The following is a 19,866-nucleotide window of genomic DNA, read 5'->3' on the forward strand; positions in this document are numbered from 1 at the left end:
CAAGAGTATGGGTTAGAGTTAGAGCATGCTTCTCCATCGCCCCCGCAGGTCCGGCAAATTCATGGTCTCAATTTTGGGGTTCATAGCAGTGGGCACCCTAACCCTTACTGCTTGCAGCCCGGCGGTAAATCCGGGACCTGTTCCCTCCCCCTCCCCCTCATCATCGCGAGCCACCACCGCTGCTCCCAAAGCTAAGACGCCCGCCAGCCCGACTACTCCTGCCACTTCCGCCACCCCGACAACTCCCGCCGCTAAACCACTGACTGGAAAGGTCATCGTGGTGGACCCCGGTCATGGCAAGGGCAGGCAACTGAGCAACCCGATTTCCAATGGACGAGGCGGACGTAAGATTTGCAACACCTCCGGCACCGCCACTAATGCCGGTTATCCGGAGTATAAATTCACTTGGCATGTTGCCGACTATTTACGCAATAAACTGCAGGAACAGGGTGCCACAGTGGTTCTTACTAGAGATAATGGACCTAATGCCGAGATCTGTGTCGATCGGCGCGGCAAACTCGCGAACGAAAAGGGTGCCGCCGCCTTGATATCTATTCACGGAAATGGCTCTGAGTCCAGCGCTCCTCACGGATTTTTTGTAATGGTTTCCAGCCCCCCGCTAAACGCTGCCCAAGGTCAACCCTCTAAGCAGCTGGCACGCGCAGTTTCTGGGGGTCTTAAAGGCGCCGGACTTACCCCCTCCACGACTTTTGGATCAAACCCGGTTCCCCGCTCTGACCTGGCTACTTTAAATTTTGCGCAGGTGCCGGCGGTTATGGTGGAGCTGGGGGAAATGCGTAACCCCCAGGATGCGCGGCGGATGTCGAGCCCCGAGGGACAACAGCAGTACGCCTCCGGCCTCGCCCAAGGAATTTTGAGCTACTTCTCCGCCGGTTAGCCACCGAAGGGAAAGAACCTCGCCTTAAAGATGCGTTCCGGCTTCCGGAATCTTAAAGCCCCAGGCAACCCAGGGGAATAACAGCGATCCCATCTTTACGCATATAAGCCTGCTTTCCACCGTAAAGCACCGCGGCGGCACGCATTTTTTCACCGGCACGTTCCCGCAACCAGACTAGATGCTTAACATCGTGGTCGCCGACCCGATTCGCGGTTTTCACTTCTAGCGCCACTAGCGATCCGCCCCGCCCTTGCAGAACCAAATCAACTTCATGCTCACCCGCTCGAGTACGAAAATGCCCCACCGTAGCCTCCAGAGCCTGAGCGTAAACCCTCACGCACAGGAGGGCGAGAGATTCAAAAAGCGCCCCATAAATATTGCCACCACCAGGACGCAATAGATCCGTGGCTTCGAGGTCCAAAAGGCGTGCCGCAAAGCCGGGATCTACTAGGTGATGTTTAGGGCTGCTGGTCAAACGTTTCCAGCCCGTCCCCAAAGGCTGCCAGGCCTCTAGGGGTTCCAGAATCCAGAGTTTAGTCAAGAAATCTCGATAGGTGCGGGTAGTTTCGGAACTGGGTTTATCTCCCTCGCCAGCGGTTGCCCCTTCTACTATCTGCGCATAGGACGCGGTAGTGGCGGTAGCCTGCGCATAGGAGCGTAACCAGGCGCGGAGAGTATGCGGAGTGCGAGTGAGATACCCCTGGGTGAGGATATCTTTATCAATCACGTCACGCAGGTAAGAATCAATGGACAAGCGCAAAGCCCGTCCTCGCAAATGTTGAAATCCCGGCAATCCGGTTTGACAGATAGCTTCAGCATAATCGGAGGCAGCCAGGTCACTGGTGCCGGTTATCTTTTCGGTGCCGGCAAAAAGGTCACGCAAACTGACCGTGGGAGTAGCAATTCCCCGCTCAGAAAGAGTCAATGGCCGCATCCTTAAAGTAACTATTCTTCCTGCTCCCGAATGGGTTTGCACCCCGGGTTTGGGGCTGGCGGAACCGGTCAAGAGAAAACTTTCGGGACGTGCACCATCATCAACCGCGCGGCGCACCGTGTCCCAGGTTTCCGGCAGCAGCTGCCATTCATCCAGGAGTACCGGCGGTTTTTGCTGTAGGAAAAGCTGCGGATCGGCCTGCAAAATAGTGCGGGTGTCGACTTGGTCTAGCTGATAAGTGGTGCGAGCCCGCCGCTTAGCGGTCTCGGTTTTACCCACTCCTTTAGCTCCGGCAATACACAGCGCCGGCAGTTGTGGAAAAACTTGGGCTATCTCGTAGTCAATTACCCGTTTTAAGTAGTCAGCCATATTTTCAGTATACTCTATCCACCTGTTTGCCGGAGAGTTATCCACCTGTTTGCCGGAGAGTTATCCACCTGTTTACCGAAAATAGGGGGCAGGAGGAAGCTGGCAGGTGCTGGGCGAGCGCAGTAACTTAGCGACGGCGGGCGAAGAAGTCTTTTAATTGCGCGGAACATTCCTGCTCTAAAACCCCACCGATTACTTCGATGCGGTGATTTAAGCGACTATCGCGCAGAACATCGCGGACAGAGCCAGCAGCTCCCGCTTTGTCATCCCAGGCACCGAACACTACCCGCGAAACCCGAGCGTTCACCAAGGCGCCGGCACACATAGTGCAAGGCTCCAGATTAACTACCAGGGTGGTGCCGGTCAGTCTCCAAGTGCCTAGTCTCGCCGCCCCTTGTCGCAAAGCCAGAATCTCGGCATGGGCAGTGGGATCAAAGGGAAAGGTTTCCCGTTGGTTAAAACCGCGTCCGATTATTTCCCAAGAGCCGAGATAGGAAGCGTCCTCACCCCCGGGAGCCAGCGCGCCCTCGTCGGTAAAAAAATCGGTGTTCTGGGTATTAATAGGCAAGGTATTGTCGGCCCTAGGTGCAAGTAAAACTGCCCCTACCGGCACATCCGCTTGCCGCTGGGCTTGGGTCGCCAACCCCATAGCCAGACGCATTTCCTCGTCAAAGCGATCCATGTCCTCAATTTACCTGGCATTTTGCACTTATAAAACTTTGCCGTTTTCGCAGACAAACAAACAAATAAATGAAAGACTGAGTACATGTTTGAAAGAGCCGGGCAAAAAGCCAAACCAGAAGATTTAATCAATGTCGATGACCTCCTAGCCGCCTACTATGACCTGGAGCCAGATCCCAAAGAACCTAGCCAGCGGGTTAGTTTCGGCACCTCGGGACACCGCGGCAGCGCCTTCGACCACGCATTTAACGAAGCCCATATTGTCGCCATCACCCAGGCGATCGTGGAATACCGTCGCAAAGAAGGTATCAACGGGCCCCTATTTATCGGGCGCGACACCCACGCCCTCTCCGAACCTGCCCATCGCAGCGCCCTGGAAGTGCTGGTAGCGAACGGAGTCGATGTGTGGGTTGATTCCCGTAACTCCTATGTCCCCACCCCGGCAGTTTCCTTGGCGATCCTGCAGGCCAACGGAGCGCCCGGCAAGGTACGCACCTCAGGCGCGGACGCGGCAGATGGAATCGTAATCACTCCTTCTCACAACCCACCGCGCGATGGTGGCTTCAAATACAATCCCCCCACTGGCGGACCGGCAGACGTAGACGCTACCGGCTGGATTGCTGACCGCGCTAACCAGATCCTTGAGGACGGATGGCGCAATGTGCCTCGCTCTACGCTGGCAGATCTAACTAGCGCCGAATGTGTTCACCCCCATGATTACCTCCACGAATATGTAGATGCCCTGCCCAGCGTGATTGACTTGGATGCTATTCGCTCTGCCGGAGTGCGCATCGGGGCGGATCCGCTAGGTGGGGCATCGGTGGACTATTGGGGCATGATTGCTGAACGTCACGACCTGAACCTGACGGTAGTTAACCCGGATGTGGATCCCGCGTTCAGCTTCATGACCTTGGATTGGGACGGAAAAATCCGGATGGACTGCTCCTCCCCCTATGCAATGGCATCGCTGCGGGAAAAGATGGCGCCCGACGAGGACGGGGTTACGCCTTTCGATATCGCGACCGGCAATGATGCCGATTCAGATCGCCACGGGATCGTTACCCCGGACGGTCTCATGAATCCGAACCACTACCTGGCGGTAGCAATCGAATACCTGTACACCCATCGGCCAGAGTGGGGTGGGGATTGCGGAGTCGGCAAAACCTTGGTTTCTTCTTCGCTGATCGACCGGGTAGTGGCCCATATGGGTCGCAAACTGGTGGAAGTTCCAGTCGGCTTTAAGTATTTCGTTCCGGGATTACTTTCCGGAACTATCGGTTTTGGTGGCGAGGAATCCGCCGGGGCCTCTTTCTTGCGTAGGGACGGCTCAGTCTGGACCACCGATAAAGATGGCATTATTTTGTCGCTGCTGGCTTCCGAAATCCTGGCAGTAACCGGTACCTCACCTTCTCAGCTACACAAGCAGCAGGTGGAGCGTTTCGGGGCTTCCAGCTATAAGCGTTTCGAGGCCGCCGCCACCCCGGAGCAGAAAGCCAAGCTCAAGAAACTTTCTTCCGAGGATGTCACCGCCGAGAAACTCGCCGGCGAAGAGATCACTGACAAACTGGTGCGCGCCCCCGGTAACGACGCCGAAATCGGCGGACTCAAAGTGGTTACCAAGGACGCCTGGTTCGCGGCCCGCCCCTCGGGTACCGAAGATATCTACAAGATTTACGCGGAGTCTTTCAAGGGCGACGAGGACGTAGATCAAGTGATCTCCGAAGCGCAAGAGGTAGTAGGCGCCGCCCTCTCGTAGTCGGCTCTAACTCTTATACCGCAAGGGCGGAGATTACTTTTGTCTCCCGCCCAAAGAAATTGGGCAATACCAGCGTATTGCCCAATTTCTTACGCCCGTCTAGCCTGATCGCCAAAAAGTAATCACCGCCCTTTACTGTTTGCCGCCACAAGTACCTAACCGGCGTGAGGAACAGGTTGTATCCGCGCCGAGTGACTGCGGGGGGCGGGGGATAGATTTTATCCGAGTGGGCGCGGTGGGCATAAGAATTCGGTAAATACCTTTGGTGTTTACCGAATTCTTGGGCGGGAGGAAAAATCTATCCCCTGCCCTTACTGCGGGAGACAAAAGTGATCCTCGCCCTTAATATCGGGTTGGGAGGAAAAATCTAGGTTCCGCCCCTACTACGGGAAATGAAAAGTAATCGGCACTTTTAACGGCGGGAGCGGAGCTGGCGGTTGGTGGCAGCGGTCGCGATAGCAGCGCGGGGATCCTCTGGCCAAGGATGCTTGCGGTACCTACCCCGCATTTCTGCTCGCACCTGCGGATACACCTGATCCCAGAAGTGATCCAAGTCTGTGACTAACGCCAGCGGCCGCCCCGCAGGCGAGAGCATCTGCATCGCCAGGCTAACTTTTCCTCCCAGGATTTTAGGTGCGGATTGCAGACCAAAGAATTCTTGCAGTTTCGCCTGCACCCGGGGCGGGCCGCTAACGATATCGTCTGGATAGCTGATGGCGACGCGCCTGCCCGAAGGGAGTAAAAACTCGTTGGGTGCCTCGCGTTCGAGAGCACGCCGAGCTTCATAGTCGAGGATGCCATCCAACCAGGTTGTGACCGGGGCGTTGGTGGCGTTTTTTCCGTCTGCAAAGTAACCCACCAGTACCAGCCAAAAGCGGGGATTATCTCGTAAATCCTGGTCGCTAACTGCGGGAATATCCGGCAAATAGTGCGATCCCCAGCGCAGGCGGGCGCGCAAGCGATGGGCTTTAGGGCTCCAAGACAGAAAATCTAGTCCCACCCGCTGATATTCGCTTTCGAGGACGCGTTCGGGTTCTCGGATTTTGGCGCGCTGACGCTGCAGGGGGATTTCCCCTAAACTCTTTTGTTGCCAAGCGTAGATTTTTCCTTCTCGAAACTCTTCAAGATGTCTTCCTTGCAGTAGATGACTTCCCAGCTCAAAGGCTAGTTCCTCAGTTAAGGGTGCGGCTAGGCGAATTAGATCATCTCCGCCGGCACGCGCTCCAATTTCCGCAATCGCCAACCATTTGCTGGTGGATAAAGAACTGTTATTTTCTAGGCGAGCTGCTCCCGAACCAGATAGTTGATAGACCCCTTCTTTACCGGCTACCCGACCTATTTGGTCAGGATATGCCATCCCCACCACTAATCCGGCGCTTAAATCCGCTGCAACTTTTTCCAAGGATACTGGCGGTTTCTCAGCTTTGCCACTCGCAGCGTTTTGCCCCCGCTGCCCTGCGCTATCCAGGAGCGAATCAGAGATACCGACACTACCAGCATCGATATCTTGATAACGCCGTGCCAATTTTTCAAATCGGTTGCGCTCGGCGCGGTAAGTTCGATCTCCTTGGCGTTCCGCGCGGCGAATAGCTGCCCATAAGTCACCATCTGAGCTGCGTAAATCTGCCTGCAAAGCCGCGACCACCTGGGCGGCGCGGCGCTGACCCACTAAGCGCGCCCCCAAAATCAGGGCACGCGCCAGGCGGGGATGGGCTGGAATTTGAACCAGGTGGCGTCCAAAAGCGGTAATTCGGCAATCAACATCGAGGGCGCCAAGTGCCTGTAAATCCTTCTCCGCCTGCTGCCAGGCAGCAGGCGGAGGGGCAGTTGGCAGTGCCAGAACTTCCAGGTCGGTTTGCCCCCAATCCGCCAATTGCAAATAGGTCTGGGCAAGGTCACTCCGCAATATTTCCGGCTGGCTATCGGGTTCCATGCGCGCATAAGTCAGCTGGTCATAGGCGCGAATCACATATCCGGGTCCCAGCCTCGCGGCGCGTCCTGCGCGTTGAGTGGCAGTGGCCCGCGAGCAGCTCAAGGTGCTCAGTCCTCCGGCATTTCCGCGCAGCCGGCGGCGAGGAACCCGCGATAATCCGCTGTCAATCACTTGGCGAACCCCGGGGACCGTCAGCGCCGATTCAGCCACCGAGGTGGCCACAATAATCCGCCCCTCGCCCGCCTCTAGGGGGTTGTCAGCAACCGAAAATGCGCCCTCAGAAAGCACTTTTGACTGCTCGCGCGGAGATAGCTGCCCATGTAAGGTCATTATTCGTTCCGGGTGACGAGCTCGCAAACGCACGGCACTGGCAATCGCCTCTACATCCGCGATTGCGGGGGCAAACACCAAAGTGTCAGCGTTAATGCGATGTTTTAGTGCCAAATCGGCCAAATAGTCGCGGAATTCCCAGGACGTTCCCCGCTCGCTGATCCGTCGCACCCGCAACGGTGGCGGCGCGAATACCTCTTGCAGAGGAAAAAGTTTTCCTTCCGCTTCCAGCACCGGGGTATCCTCACCCAAGACCTTCCGGAAGAGCTCGCTATCTAAAGTCGCAGACATCACCACTATCCGCAGCTCCGGGCGCAGTTGCTGCACCTCGAAGAGCAGGGCTAATAAAATATCGGTGTCTAAAGACCGCTCATGAACCTCATCGATAATCACCGTACCGATACCCGAAAGTTCCGGATCCACCAGCAGACGCCGCAAAAACAGTCCAGCAGTCGCAAAATCCAGGCGAGTATCGCGCCTGCGAGTAGATTCTCCTCGTACCGAAAACGCCACTTTAGCAGCCAGGTTATCCTGATTTTGAGGTAGCAGGGTCTGCAGGTAACTGGCAGCAGCTCGGGCAGCGATCCGGCGGGGCTCGGTAACTACAATTCCCGCCGCTTCCTCGTGATTTTTAGCCCGCGCGTCCTCTAACGCCCAGCAAAAGGGAGGAACCAAAGTGGTTTTCCCCGACCCGGGCTCGGCAGTAACGATCGCTTTCCCTACGGTTTCAAGGGCGACTTTCAGATCCGGCAGAATCTTCGCTGCCGGAAGCTCAGGGGCAAGAGCGCGTGCCTGGGAAAGCGTAAACATGCTTCTATTGTGCACCGAGGCAGATAAAAGCGAATACTTCCGGCAGCGGGACGGCTGAATAGGAAAATAAACGCAAAATAAGCACAATAGGCTCATGGGGTATTACTGGTCACGCAGGCGCCGCCGACGCCGAGGGAGGGGGTCCTGGGGAAACCGGATCATCGCTACCCTGATTATCGCTCTGTTAGCCTGGGCTTTTATTCCCGGTTTAGGTCCGGATCTAGCGGGACTTTCCCAAAAAGGCATCCCTAAAGCAGGACTACCCAATTGGGGGAAAAGCGCGGATCAGATCCTCTCCGAATCGGTGCAAACTGACTTGGTAAAAGCAGTCGCGAACCTACCCGAGGGCGAGTGGGAAAGCGCCGCCCCCTATCAGCGTTCCCAATTCGGAATCCGTTGGGCAGATGTTGACCGCAACGGTTGCGACACTAGAAACGATATTTTACGGCGTGATCTCTCTAAGGTGCAGACCAAAGCGGGAACTCGGGGCTGCGTGGTGCTATCCGGAGAATTTACTGAGCCTTACACGGGGCGTTTCCAACAATTTCGCAAAGGCGCAGATACTTCCAGCAAAATCCAGATTGACCACGTGGTGGCGCTATCTAATGCCTGGAAAACTGGGGCCAGCAGGTGGGATACCAAAACTCGCGAACAGTTTGCCAATGATCCGTTGAATCTGCTGGCAGTTGACGGACCCGCAAATCAAAACAAAGAAGATAAGGATGCCGCTAGTTGGCTACCCCCTAATCAGGGGTTTCATTGCCAATATGTGGCTTTACAGACTGCGATTAAACAAAAGTGGCGGCTGTGGGTTACTCCGGAGGAAAAGCGGGCGATGGCGACAGTGGCGGCGTCCTGCCCCACGCGGCCCATCCCCGCTGGTTAAATCACTACTCCGCGCGCGCTGACAGCTGTACCCAAAGAGCCGGTTTTTCCTCCTGCGCCCCTACCCATCGGATCCGAGCCTGGCTCGGTAAAAGCACTCCAGCTATTTCGGCGCGTAGGGGTGGGTTTTTCCTCCTGCCCAAGAATTCGAAAAATGCCTAAGCATTTTTCGAATTCTTATGCCCACCGCGCCTGCTCGGATAAAACCCACCCCTACGCGCCCACCGCACCCACTCGGATAAAACCGGCTCCTGCGGGTATCGAAACTCGCATACCCTGCGAAAATAATTTTTCGTACGCCCCAACCACCGGACCTGCCCAGATAAAATCTACCCCTGCGAATATCTAGCCTCGCTACTGGTGACTTACTACGCAATAAGCTTTCTGCGCGAGCGAATACCGACAATGGGCGTTCCCTTACGGAGGCTCCCTCGCATGGAGGCGGGTCTGCTCACGGAGAAAATTATAAATTCTGGTTGCTTAAGTTTCTTAATGGTTAATATACTTAACTATATGAATGATAATTCGGGATTGGCCAATGCGCGCACGGAACAGTTAGATCAGCTCCTCTATGAGCTACATAGATTGGTTTTTGCTTCAAATGACCTGATCAGCCAATATTCCTCGAAACTGGGGCTGCATGGCAAAGATGGGGAAGCCTTACTGCAAATCTGGCAGGCAGAACTTGCCGGTGCTGCCCTATCCCCCTCGGAATTAGCGGAGCAGCTGCACATCACTAGGGCGGCGGTTAGCTATCTGACGGATCGACTGGTGGAATCCGGTTACGTGAATCGGGAAACCAACGAGGCTGACCGGCGCAAGACCGTCCTGCGCATCTCGGAAAAAGGCGGGAAAATCGGACACGATTTCACCGCCCCCATGGAGGCCGGAATTAGCGGACTATTCGCAAAACGCAGCGAAAAGGAACTGAAAGTATTCACCGATATGCTGCATCAATTTCTAGAATCACTGGACACTTCCCACGGCCTCGAAAGCTAAAAGCTCCCGCCAAGAATCATTGGCAACCTTAAGGATCAAAAATGAGTAATCTACTTGGCGCCTCAAATGCAGAGGCAACAGAAGAATCAAAGAAATCCACCAAAACCGAAGAAACAATAAATAGCGACGCCAGCAGCGATTTTATTGCCCCTAAACGTTGGAAACTCGTCCTCGTCCTCTATTTAGCGGGGATTGGGATGGGCGCCCTCGATATGGGCATTGTGAACCCGGCTCGTACCGTTATTCAAAATGGGCTGGGAGTAGGTGACAAGGTCGGAGTTTGGGTTTTCACTATCTACACCCTCGCCTATGCAGCCGCGATTCCAGTTATCGGAAAGATTGCGGACATTATTGGACGTAAACCGGTATACGTGCTGGCTATCGGGCTATTTGGTATTGGCTCGTTAGGGTGCGGACTGGCACAAGACTTCTCCTCCCTAGGGCTGCTGCTCGTATCGCGCGCCATTCAAGCAATCGGAGGCGGCGGAATGGTGCCAGTGGCAACCGCGGCGGTGGGCACGATTGTTCCTCCTCCCAAGCGCGGCATGGCCTTGGGACTGGTAGGCATGGTTTATGGCGTTGCCTCTGTGTTCGGCGGCTCTGCTGGTTCGCTAATTTTGGATATCGCCGGGCAGCAAAACTGGCAGTGGATCTTCTACATTAATGTTCCGATTGCAGTAATCGTGGTAGCCCTCGGGATTTGGGCTTTGCCGCAAGAAACCCAAAGCTCTGACCGCAAACTGGATTTACCTGGAGTGTTTATCCTGGTAACTATGATTACCGCCCTGTTGTGGGCATTCCAAAACCTAGACTTCACTAAGATCGGGGAATCCCTGGGAGATCCCAACGTATGGATCGGGTTACTCATTTTCCTAATCATGGTGCCGGCATTTTGGGTAACGGAAGTGCGCGCAGATGACCCCCTCATTGATTTTAAATACTTTGCCACTATCAATGTCGGAACTACTTTGCTGTTCGGTGCCGTATGCGGCATTTTGATGATGACCGTGATGTTCATCCCCCAGTTCGCAGAAAACTGCATGCGTCTGCCCTCAGGACGCGGCGGGTATCCCACGATTATTATCGGCTTAGCTTCCGCTATCGGTGCTCCTTTGAGCGGAAGATTAACTGACCGCTTCGGCCCCCGTTTGGTATTGGGAATCGGCGTGCTGATTTCTGCGATTTCCGGATTCATGTTGATTTACTGGGCCAGCTCTTACCCGAGCTTCATTTCTACCTCGGTTTCCATTTTCGCTATGGGCCTGGGACTAGGGTTCCTAATGGGTGCGCCATTGACCTACCTAATCTTGCACTTGATACCGGAAACTGATGCTAACTCGGGACAAGCGACCCTCTCCCTAATCCGCTCGCTGGGTACCACTTTGGCACCCGCAATCATGGTAGGTTTGCTAGCCACTGCCATGGGCGGACTTTCCGGTAAAGTCATGGACGCCATGCCCGCCATGGAGATGCCGAAAATGCTGACTATGACGGCTCCGGCTCCCGAGGGCGCGGGCAAAGGCATGCCGCAGGGTATGTCTCCGCAGGCTCAAGGCAATGGCGAAGGTATGCCACCTAGCGCGCAGGATAATCCAAAGGCAATGCCCCCACAGGCTCAGGGTAACCGGGAAGGAATGCCCGAAAAAATGGGCGAGGGCGAGCAGACTATGCCGTCCGAAGCCGTAGCTAACGGACAAACCATGCCCCCAAGCACCCAGGCAAATGCCTCGGCAGAAAAGCCCAGTCCGAAAGCTGCCAACCCCGTGGCGAAAGCGGATATGGGATTCAAGATGTCCGATATGCCCGCCTCCCTACAAAGCAAAATTAAAACCGCTGATGTAACCAACGTGGTAGATCGCACTAAGGAGGTAGCGAAATACATGTTCGCGCAGCAGGAAAAGAAGATGAAAGCCAAGATGGGGATGGTTCCGCCAGGCGTGGATAAAATGCAGGAGCAATATCTAAAAGATATTGAATCTAACCGCGACAAGATCGAGACCGCCTTCCAAATGGGGCTAAATGAAGGATTCTCTCGCCTCTTTTGGTTCTATACCATCTTGTCAATGGCAGGGATATTACTGCTGGCAGGGCTGCCTTCTAAGCGAAAAATTGATGCCGTAATCTCCGCTTAAATACAGTGATCGGTAGCTAAATCCCGCAGGGGGAGATTTTTCCTCCCGCCCCAGAATAATGAGGGCGTCCCCGCAAATCCTAGCCTGGCTCGGTAAAAGCACTCCGGGGACCCCATGACCTGCTACGCAGGTCAAGCCCCTCTCGTATCTTTTACCGGCCGCGGCTCGTACGTCCACCGCACCCACTCGGATAAAATCTCCCCCTGCGGTAATAAGTTTTTCGCACACTCTCTTTCCCATCACCATCGCGCCTACTCACTGCACTGCCCAAACTCCGATAAAAGCCCTCTCCTGCGCATCTACATGCCTCAAAACGGAGAGAAAGCTGGGGCGACGATAAATCCATGAGTGGAAAAAATAGAGTGAAACCATAAAGATAGAGGTATGTCTGCCAGTGCCTTTGGTCCTGAAGTTCTGGAAATAGTATTCCGGGTAGTCGACGTGACCGGAGTGTTTTGTGCCGCAGTGATCGGCGCGAAACTCGCTCGTGAACGCCGCTTCGATGCGATAGGATTCGCTACCCTCGCGGTTATCTCCGCCCTGGGTGGCGGGATGGCCCGGGACGTGCTGCTCCAACAGATTCCGGTAGCCTTTACCGATCCCTTTTATCTTGGAGGCGCCCTCTTTGGTGCGACCGTGGCATTTTTTTGGCGCCTAGAATCAAAATGGACAAACCGGTTGATAACGGTAGCCGACGCCCTCTGCCTCGGGTGTTGGGCAGCTACGGGCGCCCAAAAAACCCTCGCCTTGGGATTAGGGGTACTACCTGCGATGATGATGGGGCTGACTACTGCGGTAGGCGGAAGCATTATCCGCGACGTGATGGTGGGAAAAATCCCCAAAATTTTTGGAGGTGCTAATCTTTACGCCACGCCTGCTGCCACCTCCGCAGTCATAATGGTGGTGTTTTTCAAACTGGATATGCCGGTAACGGGGATGGCAGTCTCGATTATTGCTGCACTGATATTCGTGCTTTTATCCCAGTGGCGAGGCTGGATCCTTCCCGAGGCACCAGATATCAGGATCACTCTAACTCCCCGTCAGTTTCGGCAGCTGCTACGAGTGCGTGATAGCCGGAAACGGAATCTCAAAAACACCGACCCGGAAACCAAAGATGAAAACAACTCGGGTGGCAATCAGCAGCGAGCCAGTAACGAGGAAGGTAGCACAGAAGATTCACCCGGAAGCCAAATCGAGAAGTAAACGGCCTACAGCTGGGTGCCGATAGCCAAACCCAAAAGGTAGGTGGCACCTGCCGCCCCATAGCCAATCAAAAGTTGCCGCAACGCTTTGGGCGCGGGATCTGTTCCCGAAAGCAGTCCTACGATTCCACCCACGATTATTAGAGCCAAACCCACAAAAATCACGGCCGCTATCGCGCCTTGTAGGGGAGAAAGCGGCAAGAGGAATGGAAACAGCGGAATAAATGCCCCGATAGCGAAGAAAGTAAATGAAGAAATCGCGGCTTTCATGCCGGTTCCGATTTCTTCATAATCCCGATTTCCTGCCTCTAAATAGGCATGACCACCGGTCTGAATCTTGGTAAAAGCAGCGGCGGCTTTGCGGTCAGCAGTCTGTGAATCGTCTCCGCGCGCCCGAAACACCAGTGCCAGTTCATTTTGATTCATATTCAGTTTATCGATGGCATGTTCAGACTCGGGATCTGGCGAAGAAGAAGCCAAAAGCTCAGTTTGCGAACGCACCGATACGTATTCCCCCGCACCCATGGAGAGAGCTCCGGCTAGCAAGCCCGCCAGCCCAGTGACGATAATGGTAGTTTTAGAAACTCCAGTACCAAAAATCCCCAGGATTAGGGCGCAGGTGGAGACCAGGCCATCGTTTATTCCAAAAACTGCAGCCCGAAAACTACCCGAAATCGTGGCACGTTGGCGAGCAGCCAGACCGCGCACCACCTCGGAATGAATTTTTTCATCCGCCACGATTTCCTTGGGAACATCCAGGTCAGCCTCATAGTCGTGCCGCTGCTCCGCCCGTTGCATCATCGCCAACATGAAGATGGTTCCGAAAATCCGGGTAAAAAAGTTCAACATCCGCGAGCGCAGGCTAGCCCGAGGAGTAGGGAGCGCATCCTCCCCCAACAGATTTAACCAATACTGTTCGTGTCGTTCTTCGGCGATTGATAACTCTTGGAGTACTTCCCGCTCATCGCCACTACGCCGGCGGGCCAAGTAACGATAGGTGTCGGCCTCTAGGCGCTCTTCCGCGAGGTATTTTCGCCATCGATGCAACTGTTTTTTAGAAACAGGAGGCGTCTGACTCTGGGAAGCACCAGCGCCTACATCAGCGGAATTAGCCATCTTAAAGACGTGAATCCGGCCCTTCAACGGTTATTTCTTCGATTTCAACATCTACAAATTCCGGATCGCCTTTTCGGGCCGGCGCCACTCCGAAGATCCGTTCTTTTACCGCATCCGCAATCTTGTCGGTGACGGCCTCTCCTTGACGACGGAAAATCTCGGAAGCTTTTTGTTTGGTGGCATCTCCCGCCCTACGCACCTGCGGATTAGAAGTCACCGCATTAACGGTTTTGGCGACTCCACCCTCAGGATTTTCTTTGATTTCCCGGCGTACCAGGGCTATACCTGCGCCGATGCCGAGGACGGTCAAAAGTTTCTTTCCCACGGCTAACACCTTTCGAATCGATAAAAAGCAGCTGCTAGTTATTCTATAGCACGGATCCGTCAGAGGATTATCGGGACATATTTGCGGCTGGCCTTAAGTATTTTTTATGTTTTTTCACAACATATTCTATGCCCAGCGGTTTACGGTGGATATATGAGTGAAATCAGTATCCACACTTCTCGTGGGGTAACCTTGGCGGCCGACTTGGTAGTTCCGGTAGACTCCAGCAACCGCGCGGTGATTTTCGCACACTCTTTCTTACTGGATCGCCATAATCTAGGGTGGTTCGATGTTTTTGCAAAGTCCTATCGCTCTGCAGGATACAGTACTTTGCAATTAGATTTTTCTGGTTGTGGGCAAAGCTCAGATGACGTAATCAGCTTGGAAAATCAGATTGAAGACCTCAAGGCGGCTTGTGGCTGGCTCTCTGAACGGGGCTTTGACCAGCAAGTTATACATGCAGACGGCTCGGGGGCGTTGGCCGCATTACGCGCGGTTCCGGATAAGGTAAAGGCGTTGGTACTGACCGCACCGATTTTAGGGCCGGCCGAAGTACCTTGGGAGGACGTGTTTTCTCCCTCGCAGCTAGCGGAGTTAGAGAGGGTGGGGCACACTCGGATCCCCAATGATCAGGGGGCATCCCGGCCCTATTTCGTGATCGGCAAGCAGACCTTGGCGGAACTAACTATGGTCGATACCGAAAAACTGCTTCGCGATATTGCTCTACCGAGTTTGTTCGTAGTAGACCCCCAGACACTAGCTTCGCAATGGTTTGAGCCGTTGGTAGATGATCCCCAGGCGTTGCTGCCTCCCAATTGCGAACTGCTGTTCCTTGAAAAACTCAGCCTGTACGGAGAATTGCCGGCTAACTATCGTAAACCTGATGGCCCCTACCCTTCGGCAGAGAAAGTAGATTTTCTGCGTGACCAGATTATTTCGTGGGTGACCCGCCTAGTTCCCCCTGCCGGGCAATAGGCCAATCGAAAATAGCTGGGTTTCCCCACTTTCAGAAAAAATTTTCGACTTTCAGATACTTCTTGGGAAAATTACCGCGAACGCCCAGAAATAACTTTTAACTGCAGCTTTTACCAAATATAAAGCTGACTCTCAGGTTTGTTTATATGATTTTCCAGACGAGTGTCTTACTATTAATACCAGCAATAAGGATTAAGCGATTGAGCGTTTGATATCTCCTTATTTGCTTGAGATGGGGAACAAAAGTGGGGGCGGATTCCAATGGAATCCGCCCCCACTATCCGTTTACAGAGCTCGGCGCCCCAGGCTCAGCTCCAGTAGGGAGAAGTCTAGGGCGGCGGCAGCTTAGGGCTTACCTTTGACGGCTCATCCGGGCTCCGGCAGTAGCGGCCATACCCGCTAAAGCGCAAACCAAAGCGATAGCTAGAGCACTAATCCCAGCAGCTCCGGTTGGCGGCATCTTCTGCTTCACTTTAGACTCAGGCTGCGGAGTTTGAGTTTTAGCTGCTTCTTTCACCGTGATCTTCGCGGTGGCAGATACGCTTTCCCCGTTCATATCGGTCAAAGTGAATTTAACTTCGTAAGTGCCCGGTTTATCCGGATCGAAGTTCCCTTTTTCAATCACTACTTTACCGGCGAGGTCAGCTCCGTCCTCTTCATCAAATGCCTTAGTAATCAGGGAACGTAAATCAAGTTTGTCGCCAGCGGTAATAGTGGCGTCTTTAACCTTAAGCACCGGAGCAGTGTTCGGGCCGTACACGGGGTAGACCGCCATATCCGACATAACTACGGTTTCCGCGTCGAAGGCTTGTCCGCTGCCATCAGCCTTGGTGTTCCATCCTTTGAAGACCTGTCCTGCGGGAGCCGCGGGAGCAGCAGGTAGGGTCTTCGGTAGACAAGTCTTTCCGTCACTTAGGCAGTTAGTGCCAAGAGAGTGGCGGTAATAAACCTGCTGGGTCGCCAGCACTTCAGGTTCTTTACCTTCCTCAGGCGCGCCCTTATAGAAAGTAACTTCCGGAATATACTGATCTAGCATTACGGTAAAGACGCTGGAGCTATTGAACCGCTTCAAAGTATTTACCTGGTCCTTACCTTTCCACCACTTCAGATATCCAAAACCGTCATGGCATTTAACCGCGGAAATCGAAACTCCATTGTTCTTATAATAAAAGTAGTATCCTCCAGGCTTATATCCTTCGGCAGCGAGCTTATCGGCCTCTGCCGGGGTAGGTTGTACCACCTGGCAATGTTTATCGATTGGCTTGAGCACGTAGTCGCTGCCCTCTTGATATTTTGGATTAAGACCGGTGACCTTGCCCTCAGCATCTAGAATGAAAAGATCCTTGGCTACTTCCGGGTTCTTCGCATACGCAATCTGCACAATATCCATATGGAAGCGGGTTTCCGCAATCGGGTTAGAGTTGGTAGCGGCATTTGTGGCGGACTGGGAGTCTTTGCTTACCGTCATCAGGTCAGTTTCTCCCCCTGTAGCCCCCGAATACCCAGATTTTAGGGCTGTGAACCAGGAGTGATATCCGTTTGGCAGCGTGGAGGGATCCACCTTTACGGTATAGGCCTTCCCCTGCGGGTATGGCCCCAGATATTTAGCTCCACTCCAACGATTCTGATCTCCAACCGTACCCTTAGTGGTTTCGATTAGTTTTCCGTCCTGGTCATAGACCTGAAAAGCAACATTCTTCCAAACTTCCAAGGCGTTCCCTTCGGGGGATCCACCGAAAACGTTTAGTGAGCGTCCTACCCCGATAGTGTCCTCGGATTTGGCGAACAATTCGTTGCCGCTGGGTTTGAGAAATATTTCCGGCAGGATTTCAATCCGCACGTTTTTCCCGGAGTTACTATCTTCGGCGTTGGCGCTTTGCAGCTGCGTGACGGCAAGTAACCCCATCCCCACTAATAACAGCGGGGCAATCAGGAAACTGATCACTCTTTCCATAGTTTTTGGCATTTTCCCTCCGTGTGATCCTTCTTCAGGAACACTAAATTTTTTATGTTCTCTCTAATGGTATGACTTTTGATACAACAAATGCGATATAAGTAAGCAAACTCATCTGCTGAAAAAAGCGCTATTCCACCAGCGTTTTGGGCTAAGGCGCGGGCGTCACCACTCGCTGGGATCTCCGGTAGGAGCGGCACTGATTTCAAACAGTAGATCCCCCGCCTCAACTTGGTTACCTTCCACCCGGAGATTTTCAAGGTCAGAGGGGGTGGTATCCAGTACCACCACCGGACAGAGTGGGGAGTGACTAGCTTTTTCAATCCGTTTAACTGAGAAAGTGGTGATAGGATCTCCGGCCTTTACCTTTTCATTTTCGAGGGCATGGCAGGTAAAACCTTCCCCGCGCATTTTTACGGTGTCAATCCCCAGGTGCACCAAAACGGTCTGTTCCCCGCTGGCAATCATAAAAGCATGCGGGAACAGCTTAATTAGCCTACCGGAGATGGGTGCTACCGCCGTCACCTTTTTGGCTCCTGGCAGTGGTCGCACCGCAATCCCGGCGCCCACAATCATGCCGGAGAACACCAAATCTGGTACCTGATGCAGCCCCACTAACCGCCCTGGAATCGGCGAACACACCTGCAGACATGGTTCCTCCATGCTTCACCTCAATCCCAAAAAACTAACTTTCTTTCTAAACCAGCCTAGCCCGCCCCTCGCCCTCCAGAAAAACCTATCGCTTTCCAGAGATCCAAACGCGGTACTAGCGGTCATCGGAAATAGCTACACCGCCTAACCGTCTAAAACGAGGAATAATTCACCGGACTCAAGCAATGGATTCTTCGAAGAAATCTTCATCGATACTGTAAAGAGTGAACTGCTTCGTCTGATGGACTGCCACTCCGTAGCTAAGCATCAGTTCAGTGAGCTTAATCCCGTTAATCAAGATAATTTTCCCATGTCGATAGTTTTTTGCAGTAGTGACTGCGCGGGGCTGGAAGTCCGAGGTAGTGATAAACACCCCTAGGTTGGCGCCGCGTGAATCCAAGGAACCTATAAAATTGCGGATCTCCGGATCCCCGACTTTGTTGGTATCTGCGTAACGTTTTGCCTGGATATAGATGTTGGTTAGTCCCAATGCATCCTGGCGAATAATCCCGTCGATACCTCCGTCACCAGAGCGACCGACATGCTGTTTACCCCCGTAGTCACCGCCGTATCCCATAGCCCACAACAAGTCGATTACCGCTTTCTCGAAAAACTCTGGCGAGGAATCTTGCAGATATTTCCGAAGCTCAGTTTCTATTTGCGCATTAAAATCGCGCTCGGCGTTACTCATTACCTCAATCGGATTACTGCTAGGATCAGTCGCTGCTTCCACCTCCCCACTTTTCGTCTTTCGCCGAGCAATCTCTTGCTGATATTTCGCCCATACTTCCCATTCGAGCATGTCTTTATCGGTATAAATGGAAAGATTACGCTCAGCCACCTGTAGTCCAGCATCGGTAATCTGGCAATGCCCCCGCCGAGGGCGAGTTATTAGACCCGCATAAAAAAGACCAGAGCACGCCCAGTTAATGCGGTTCTGATAACGAGGTTGCCCCGAGGGAATAAGCTCTTGACGCACCTGCTCGCTTAACCCCATAGAGCCAGCGACAAGTTCGCAGATTTCGCGCACGTGTCGCACCTGACCGTCCTGCAGAACTCGAAGAACCACGGGTCTAAATTCGTCGATAGTTGGGGTATTATCTATGCTCATTTTTCGCCTACCTGGTTATCTTCTGCTCTCAAGTCGATCTTATCGGGTTTTGCTTTAGGGCGGGGTCCTCGGTCCCCTGTGGAAGTTAATCCAGCTCGGCGGCGGCGGCCAGCATTTTTTCTATCTCTGCGCGGTATTTTCCGTCTGCGTTCCGGATTTCCCCACTGTCTTCTAGGTAGGCGGTAAGGAACTTCTCTAAGGGCCGTGCTAAACCCAGACCCTGGAGACTGCCGGTACTGGTATCGATTCCCGCGTGAGCGCGCCCTCCGAAACTGATAAGCCACATATCCTGCCCTACCGGCACGTTTGGGCTAAGGCGCGGCATTACGAAAGGAAAGTCCAGGCGTTTGGCTCCCAGGCGCTGGTAGAAAGCCCAACGACGCTTCGGGTCACCATGATCTTCCGAGGCGGAGTGGCTGGTGGGGTCCTCAATCTCTCCTAAAATCAGAAGGGGATGAGTGCTTGATTCCAGAGCGGAAATCGCCTGGCGGAAAAGGCTGGATCCCACTCCATGTCCGCGAGTGCGGGGACTGACTGCCAGCCAACTCAACAAAGTAACTTCGCTGGTAGCCGGCCAGGATATCGCAGCCCCTAGCGGGCGCGTCCCCTCCCAAGCAGAAAAAGTCTGAAACTGCCCACCACGCAGTTGGGCGATTAAATCTTGCGGCTCCCCCAGCTCTTCAGGGCCAAAAGCCTGTTCCAAAAGTTCATGAACCAGGATTTCTCCCTGCCCCGGTTCCAGGTGGTTTTGATATTCGATTTGCACTCCTTAACCCTAGCTCAAAACCAAGTTAGGATTTTTGCA

General features: G+C 53.8%; 16 protein-coding genes. 7 read left to right on the forward strand and 9 right to left on the reverse strand.

Translation table 11 applies throughout. The annotated features are described in order from the left end of the window. Positions 1-61 precede the first annotated feature (61 nt). Entirely contained in the window at positions 62-898 is an 837-nt protein-coding gene (locus AC1EKS_RS03110) for an N-acetylmuramoyl-L-alanine amidase (RefSeq protein WP_481008785.1), read from the forward strand. 52 nt (positions 899-950) lie between these two features. Here AC1EKS_RS03110 and AC1EKS_RS03115 read toward each other — a convergent pair whose 3' ends face one another. Both AC1EKS_RS03115 and tadA read right to left on the reverse strand, forming a co-directional pair. Then, the gene (locus tag AC1EKS_RS03115) at positions 951-2,201 is read right to left on the reverse strand and encodes an ATP-binding protein (protein ID WP_481008786.1); all 1,251 of its coding nucleotides are present in this window, start codon (positions 2,199-2,201) and stop codon (positions 951-953) included. Positions 2,202-2,328: 127 nt separating this feature from the next. After that, entirely contained in the window at positions 2,329-2,883 is a 555-nt protein-coding gene (tadA, locus tag AC1EKS_RS03120) for a tRNA adenosine(34) deaminase TadA (RefSeq protein WP_481008787.1), read from the reverse strand. Positions 2,884-2,967: 84 nt separating this feature from the next. On the opposite strand from tadA, the gene pgm reads away from it, so the two are divergent. Then, complete coding sequence (gene pgm, locus AC1EKS_RS03125) at positions 2,968-4,638, forward strand: phosphoglucomutase (alpha-D-glucose-1,6-bisphosphate-dependent) (RefSeq protein ID WP_481008788.1); 1,671 nt, start codon at positions 2,968-2,970, stop codon at positions 4,636-4,638. 412 nt (positions 4,639-5,050) lie between these two features. On the opposite strand, the gene AC1EKS_RS03130 is transcribed toward pgm, so the two are convergent. Beyond that, positions 5,051-7,711 (reverse strand): ATP-dependent helicase C-terminal domain-containing protein, encoded by a 2,661-nt coding sequence (locus AC1EKS_RS03130; protein WP_481010200.1) that lies wholly within the window; start codon positions 7,709-7,711, stop codon positions 5,051-5,053. Positions 7,712-7,805: 94 nt separating this feature from the next. Here AC1EKS_RS03130 and AC1EKS_RS03135 point away from each other — a divergent pair, with 94 nt between their 5' ends. From AC1EKS_RS03135 to AC1EKS_RS03150, 4 genes are all read left to right on the forward strand, one after another. Then, a complete protein-coding gene (locus AC1EKS_RS03135; RefSeq protein ID WP_481008790.1) occupies positions 7,806-8,597 on the forward strand; it encodes an HNH endonuclease family protein in 792 nt (263 codons plus the stop codon). A gap of 512 nt (positions 8,598-9,109) precedes the next feature. Further along, positions 9,110-9,595: a MarR family winged helix-turn-helix transcriptional regulator gene (locus AC1EKS_RS03140; protein WP_481008791.1), complete on the forward strand. Its 486-nt coding sequence runs from the start codon at positions 9,110-9,112 to the stop codon at positions 9,593-9,595. A gap of 41 nt (positions 9,596-9,636) precedes the next feature. Beyond that, positions 9,637-11,727: an MFS transporter gene (locus tag AC1EKS_RS03145; protein ID WP_481008792.1), complete on the forward strand. Its 2,091-nt coding sequence runs from the start codon at positions 9,637-9,639 to the stop codon at positions 11,725-11,727. Positions 11,728-12,111: 384 nt separating this feature from the next. Continuing rightward, on the forward strand, positions 12,112-12,930 hold the full coding sequence (locus tag AC1EKS_RS03150; protein ID WP_481008793.1) for a trimeric intracellular cation channel family protein: 819 nt from the start codon (positions 12,112-12,114) through the stop codon (positions 12,928-12,930). Positions 12,931-12,935: 5 nt separating this feature from the next. Here the strand turns inward: AC1EKS_RS03150 and AC1EKS_RS03155 are convergent, their stop codons facing one another. Further along, on the reverse strand, positions 12,936-14,045 hold the full coding sequence (locus AC1EKS_RS03155; protein ID WP_481008794.1) for a VIT1/CCC1 transporter family protein: 1,110 nt from the start codon (positions 14,043-14,045) through the stop codon (positions 12,936-12,938). Position 14,046: 1 nt separating this feature from the next. Beyond that, positions 14,047-14,370 carry a YtxH domain-containing protein gene (locus AC1EKS_RS03160; protein WP_481008795.1) on the reverse strand — a complete coding sequence of 108 codons (324 nt, stop codon included), beginning with the start codon at positions 14,368-14,370 and terminating at the stop codon, positions 14,047-14,049. Between the two features lie 153 nt (positions 14,371-14,523). Between AC1EKS_RS03160 and AC1EKS_RS03165 the strand changes: the two genes are divergently transcribed. Beyond that, complete coding sequence (locus AC1EKS_RS03165; protein ID WP_481008796.1) at positions 14,524-15,345, forward strand: alpha/beta hydrolase; 822 nt, start codon at positions 14,524-14,526, stop codon at positions 15,343-15,345. Positions 15,346-15,697: 352 nt separating this feature from the next. Here the strand turns inward: AC1EKS_RS03165 and AC1EKS_RS03170 are convergent, their stop codons facing one another. The 4 genes from AC1EKS_RS03170 to AC1EKS_RS03185 form a co-directional block, all read right to left on the reverse strand. Beyond that, positions 15,698-17,311, reverse strand: a complete 1,614-nt coding sequence (locus tag AC1EKS_RS03170) for a bacterial Ig-like domain-containing protein (protein WP_481008797.1) — start codon at positions 17,309-17,311, stop codon at positions 15,698-15,700. Positions 17,312-17,464: 153 nt separating this feature from the next. Next, positions 17,465-17,962, reverse strand: a complete 498-nt coding sequence (locus tag AC1EKS_RS03175; protein ID WP_481008798.1) for a PTS sugar transporter subunit IIA — start codon at positions 17,960-17,962, stop codon at positions 17,465-17,467. Positions 17,963-18,128: 166 nt separating this feature from the next. Then, complete coding sequence (locus AC1EKS_RS03180; RefSeq protein WP_481008799.1) at positions 18,129-19,061, reverse strand: restriction endonuclease; 933 nt, start codon at positions 19,059-19,061, stop codon at positions 18,129-18,131. An 85-nt stretch (positions 19,062-19,146) separates the two neighbouring features. Beyond that, a complete protein-coding gene (locus tag AC1EKS_RS03185) occupies positions 19,147-19,827 on the reverse strand; it encodes a GNAT family N-acetyltransferase (RefSeq protein ID WP_481008800.1) in 681 nt (226 codons plus the stop codon). Positions 19,828-19,866 lie beyond the last annotated feature (39 nt).

The organism is Varibaculum sp. C0165D1 (genome assembly GCF_056590355.1).

Coding starts and splice junctions, on each gene's coding strand:
- tadA (WP_481008787.1), bottom strand. CDS start 2,883: ATGGATCGCTTTGACGAGGAAATGCGTCTGGCTATGGGGTTGGCGACC.
- AC1EKS_RS03130 (WP_481010200.1), bottom strand. CDS start 7,711: ATGTTTACGCTTTCCCAGGCACGCGCTCTTGCCCCTGAGCTTCCGGCA.
- AC1EKS_RS03180 (WP_481008799.1), bottom strand. CDS start 19,061: ATGAGCATAGATAATACCCCAACTATCGACGAATTTAGACCCGTGGTT.
- AC1EKS_RS03110 (WP_481008785.1), top strand. CDS start 62: ATGGTCTCAATTTTGGGGTTCATAGCAGTGGGCACCCTAACCCTTACT.
- AC1EKS_RS03150 (WP_481008793.1), top strand. CDS start 12,112: ATGTCTGCCAGTGCCTTTGGTCCTGAAGTTCTGGAAATAGTATTCCGG.
- AC1EKS_RS03135 (WP_481008790.1), top strand. CDS start 7,806: ATGGGGTATTACTGGTCACGCAGGCGCCGCCGACGCCGAGGGAGGGGG.
- AC1EKS_RS03115 (WP_481008786.1), bottom strand. CDS start 2,201: ATGGCTGACTACTTAAAACGGGTAATTGACTACGAGATAGCCCAAGTT.
- AC1EKS_RS03165 (WP_481008796.1), top strand. CDS start 14,524: ATGAGTGAAATCAGTATCCACACTTCTCGTGGGGTAACCTTGGCGGCC.
- AC1EKS_RS03175 (WP_481008798.1), bottom strand. CDS start 17,962: ATGGAGGAACCATGTCTGCAGGTGTGTTCGCCGATTCCAGGGCGGTTA.
- AC1EKS_RS03145 (WP_481008792.1), top strand. CDS start 9,637: ATGAGTAATCTACTTGGCGCCTCAAATGCAGAGGCAACAGAAGAATCA.
- pgm (WP_481008788.1), top strand. CDS start 2,968: ATGTTTGAAAGAGCCGGGCAAAAAGCCAAACCAGAAGATTTAATCAAT.
- AC1EKS_RS03170 (WP_481008797.1), bottom strand. CDS start 17,311: ATGCCAAAAACTATGGAAAGAGTGATCAGTTTCCTGATTGCCCCGCTG.
- AC1EKS_RS03140 (WP_481008791.1), top strand. CDS start 9,110: ATGAATGATAATTCGGGATTGGCCAATGCGCGCACGGAACAGTTAGAT.
- AC1EKS_RS03155 (WP_481008794.1), bottom strand. CDS start 14,045: ATGGCTAATTCCGCTGATGTAGGCGCTGGTGCTTCCCAGAGTCAGACG.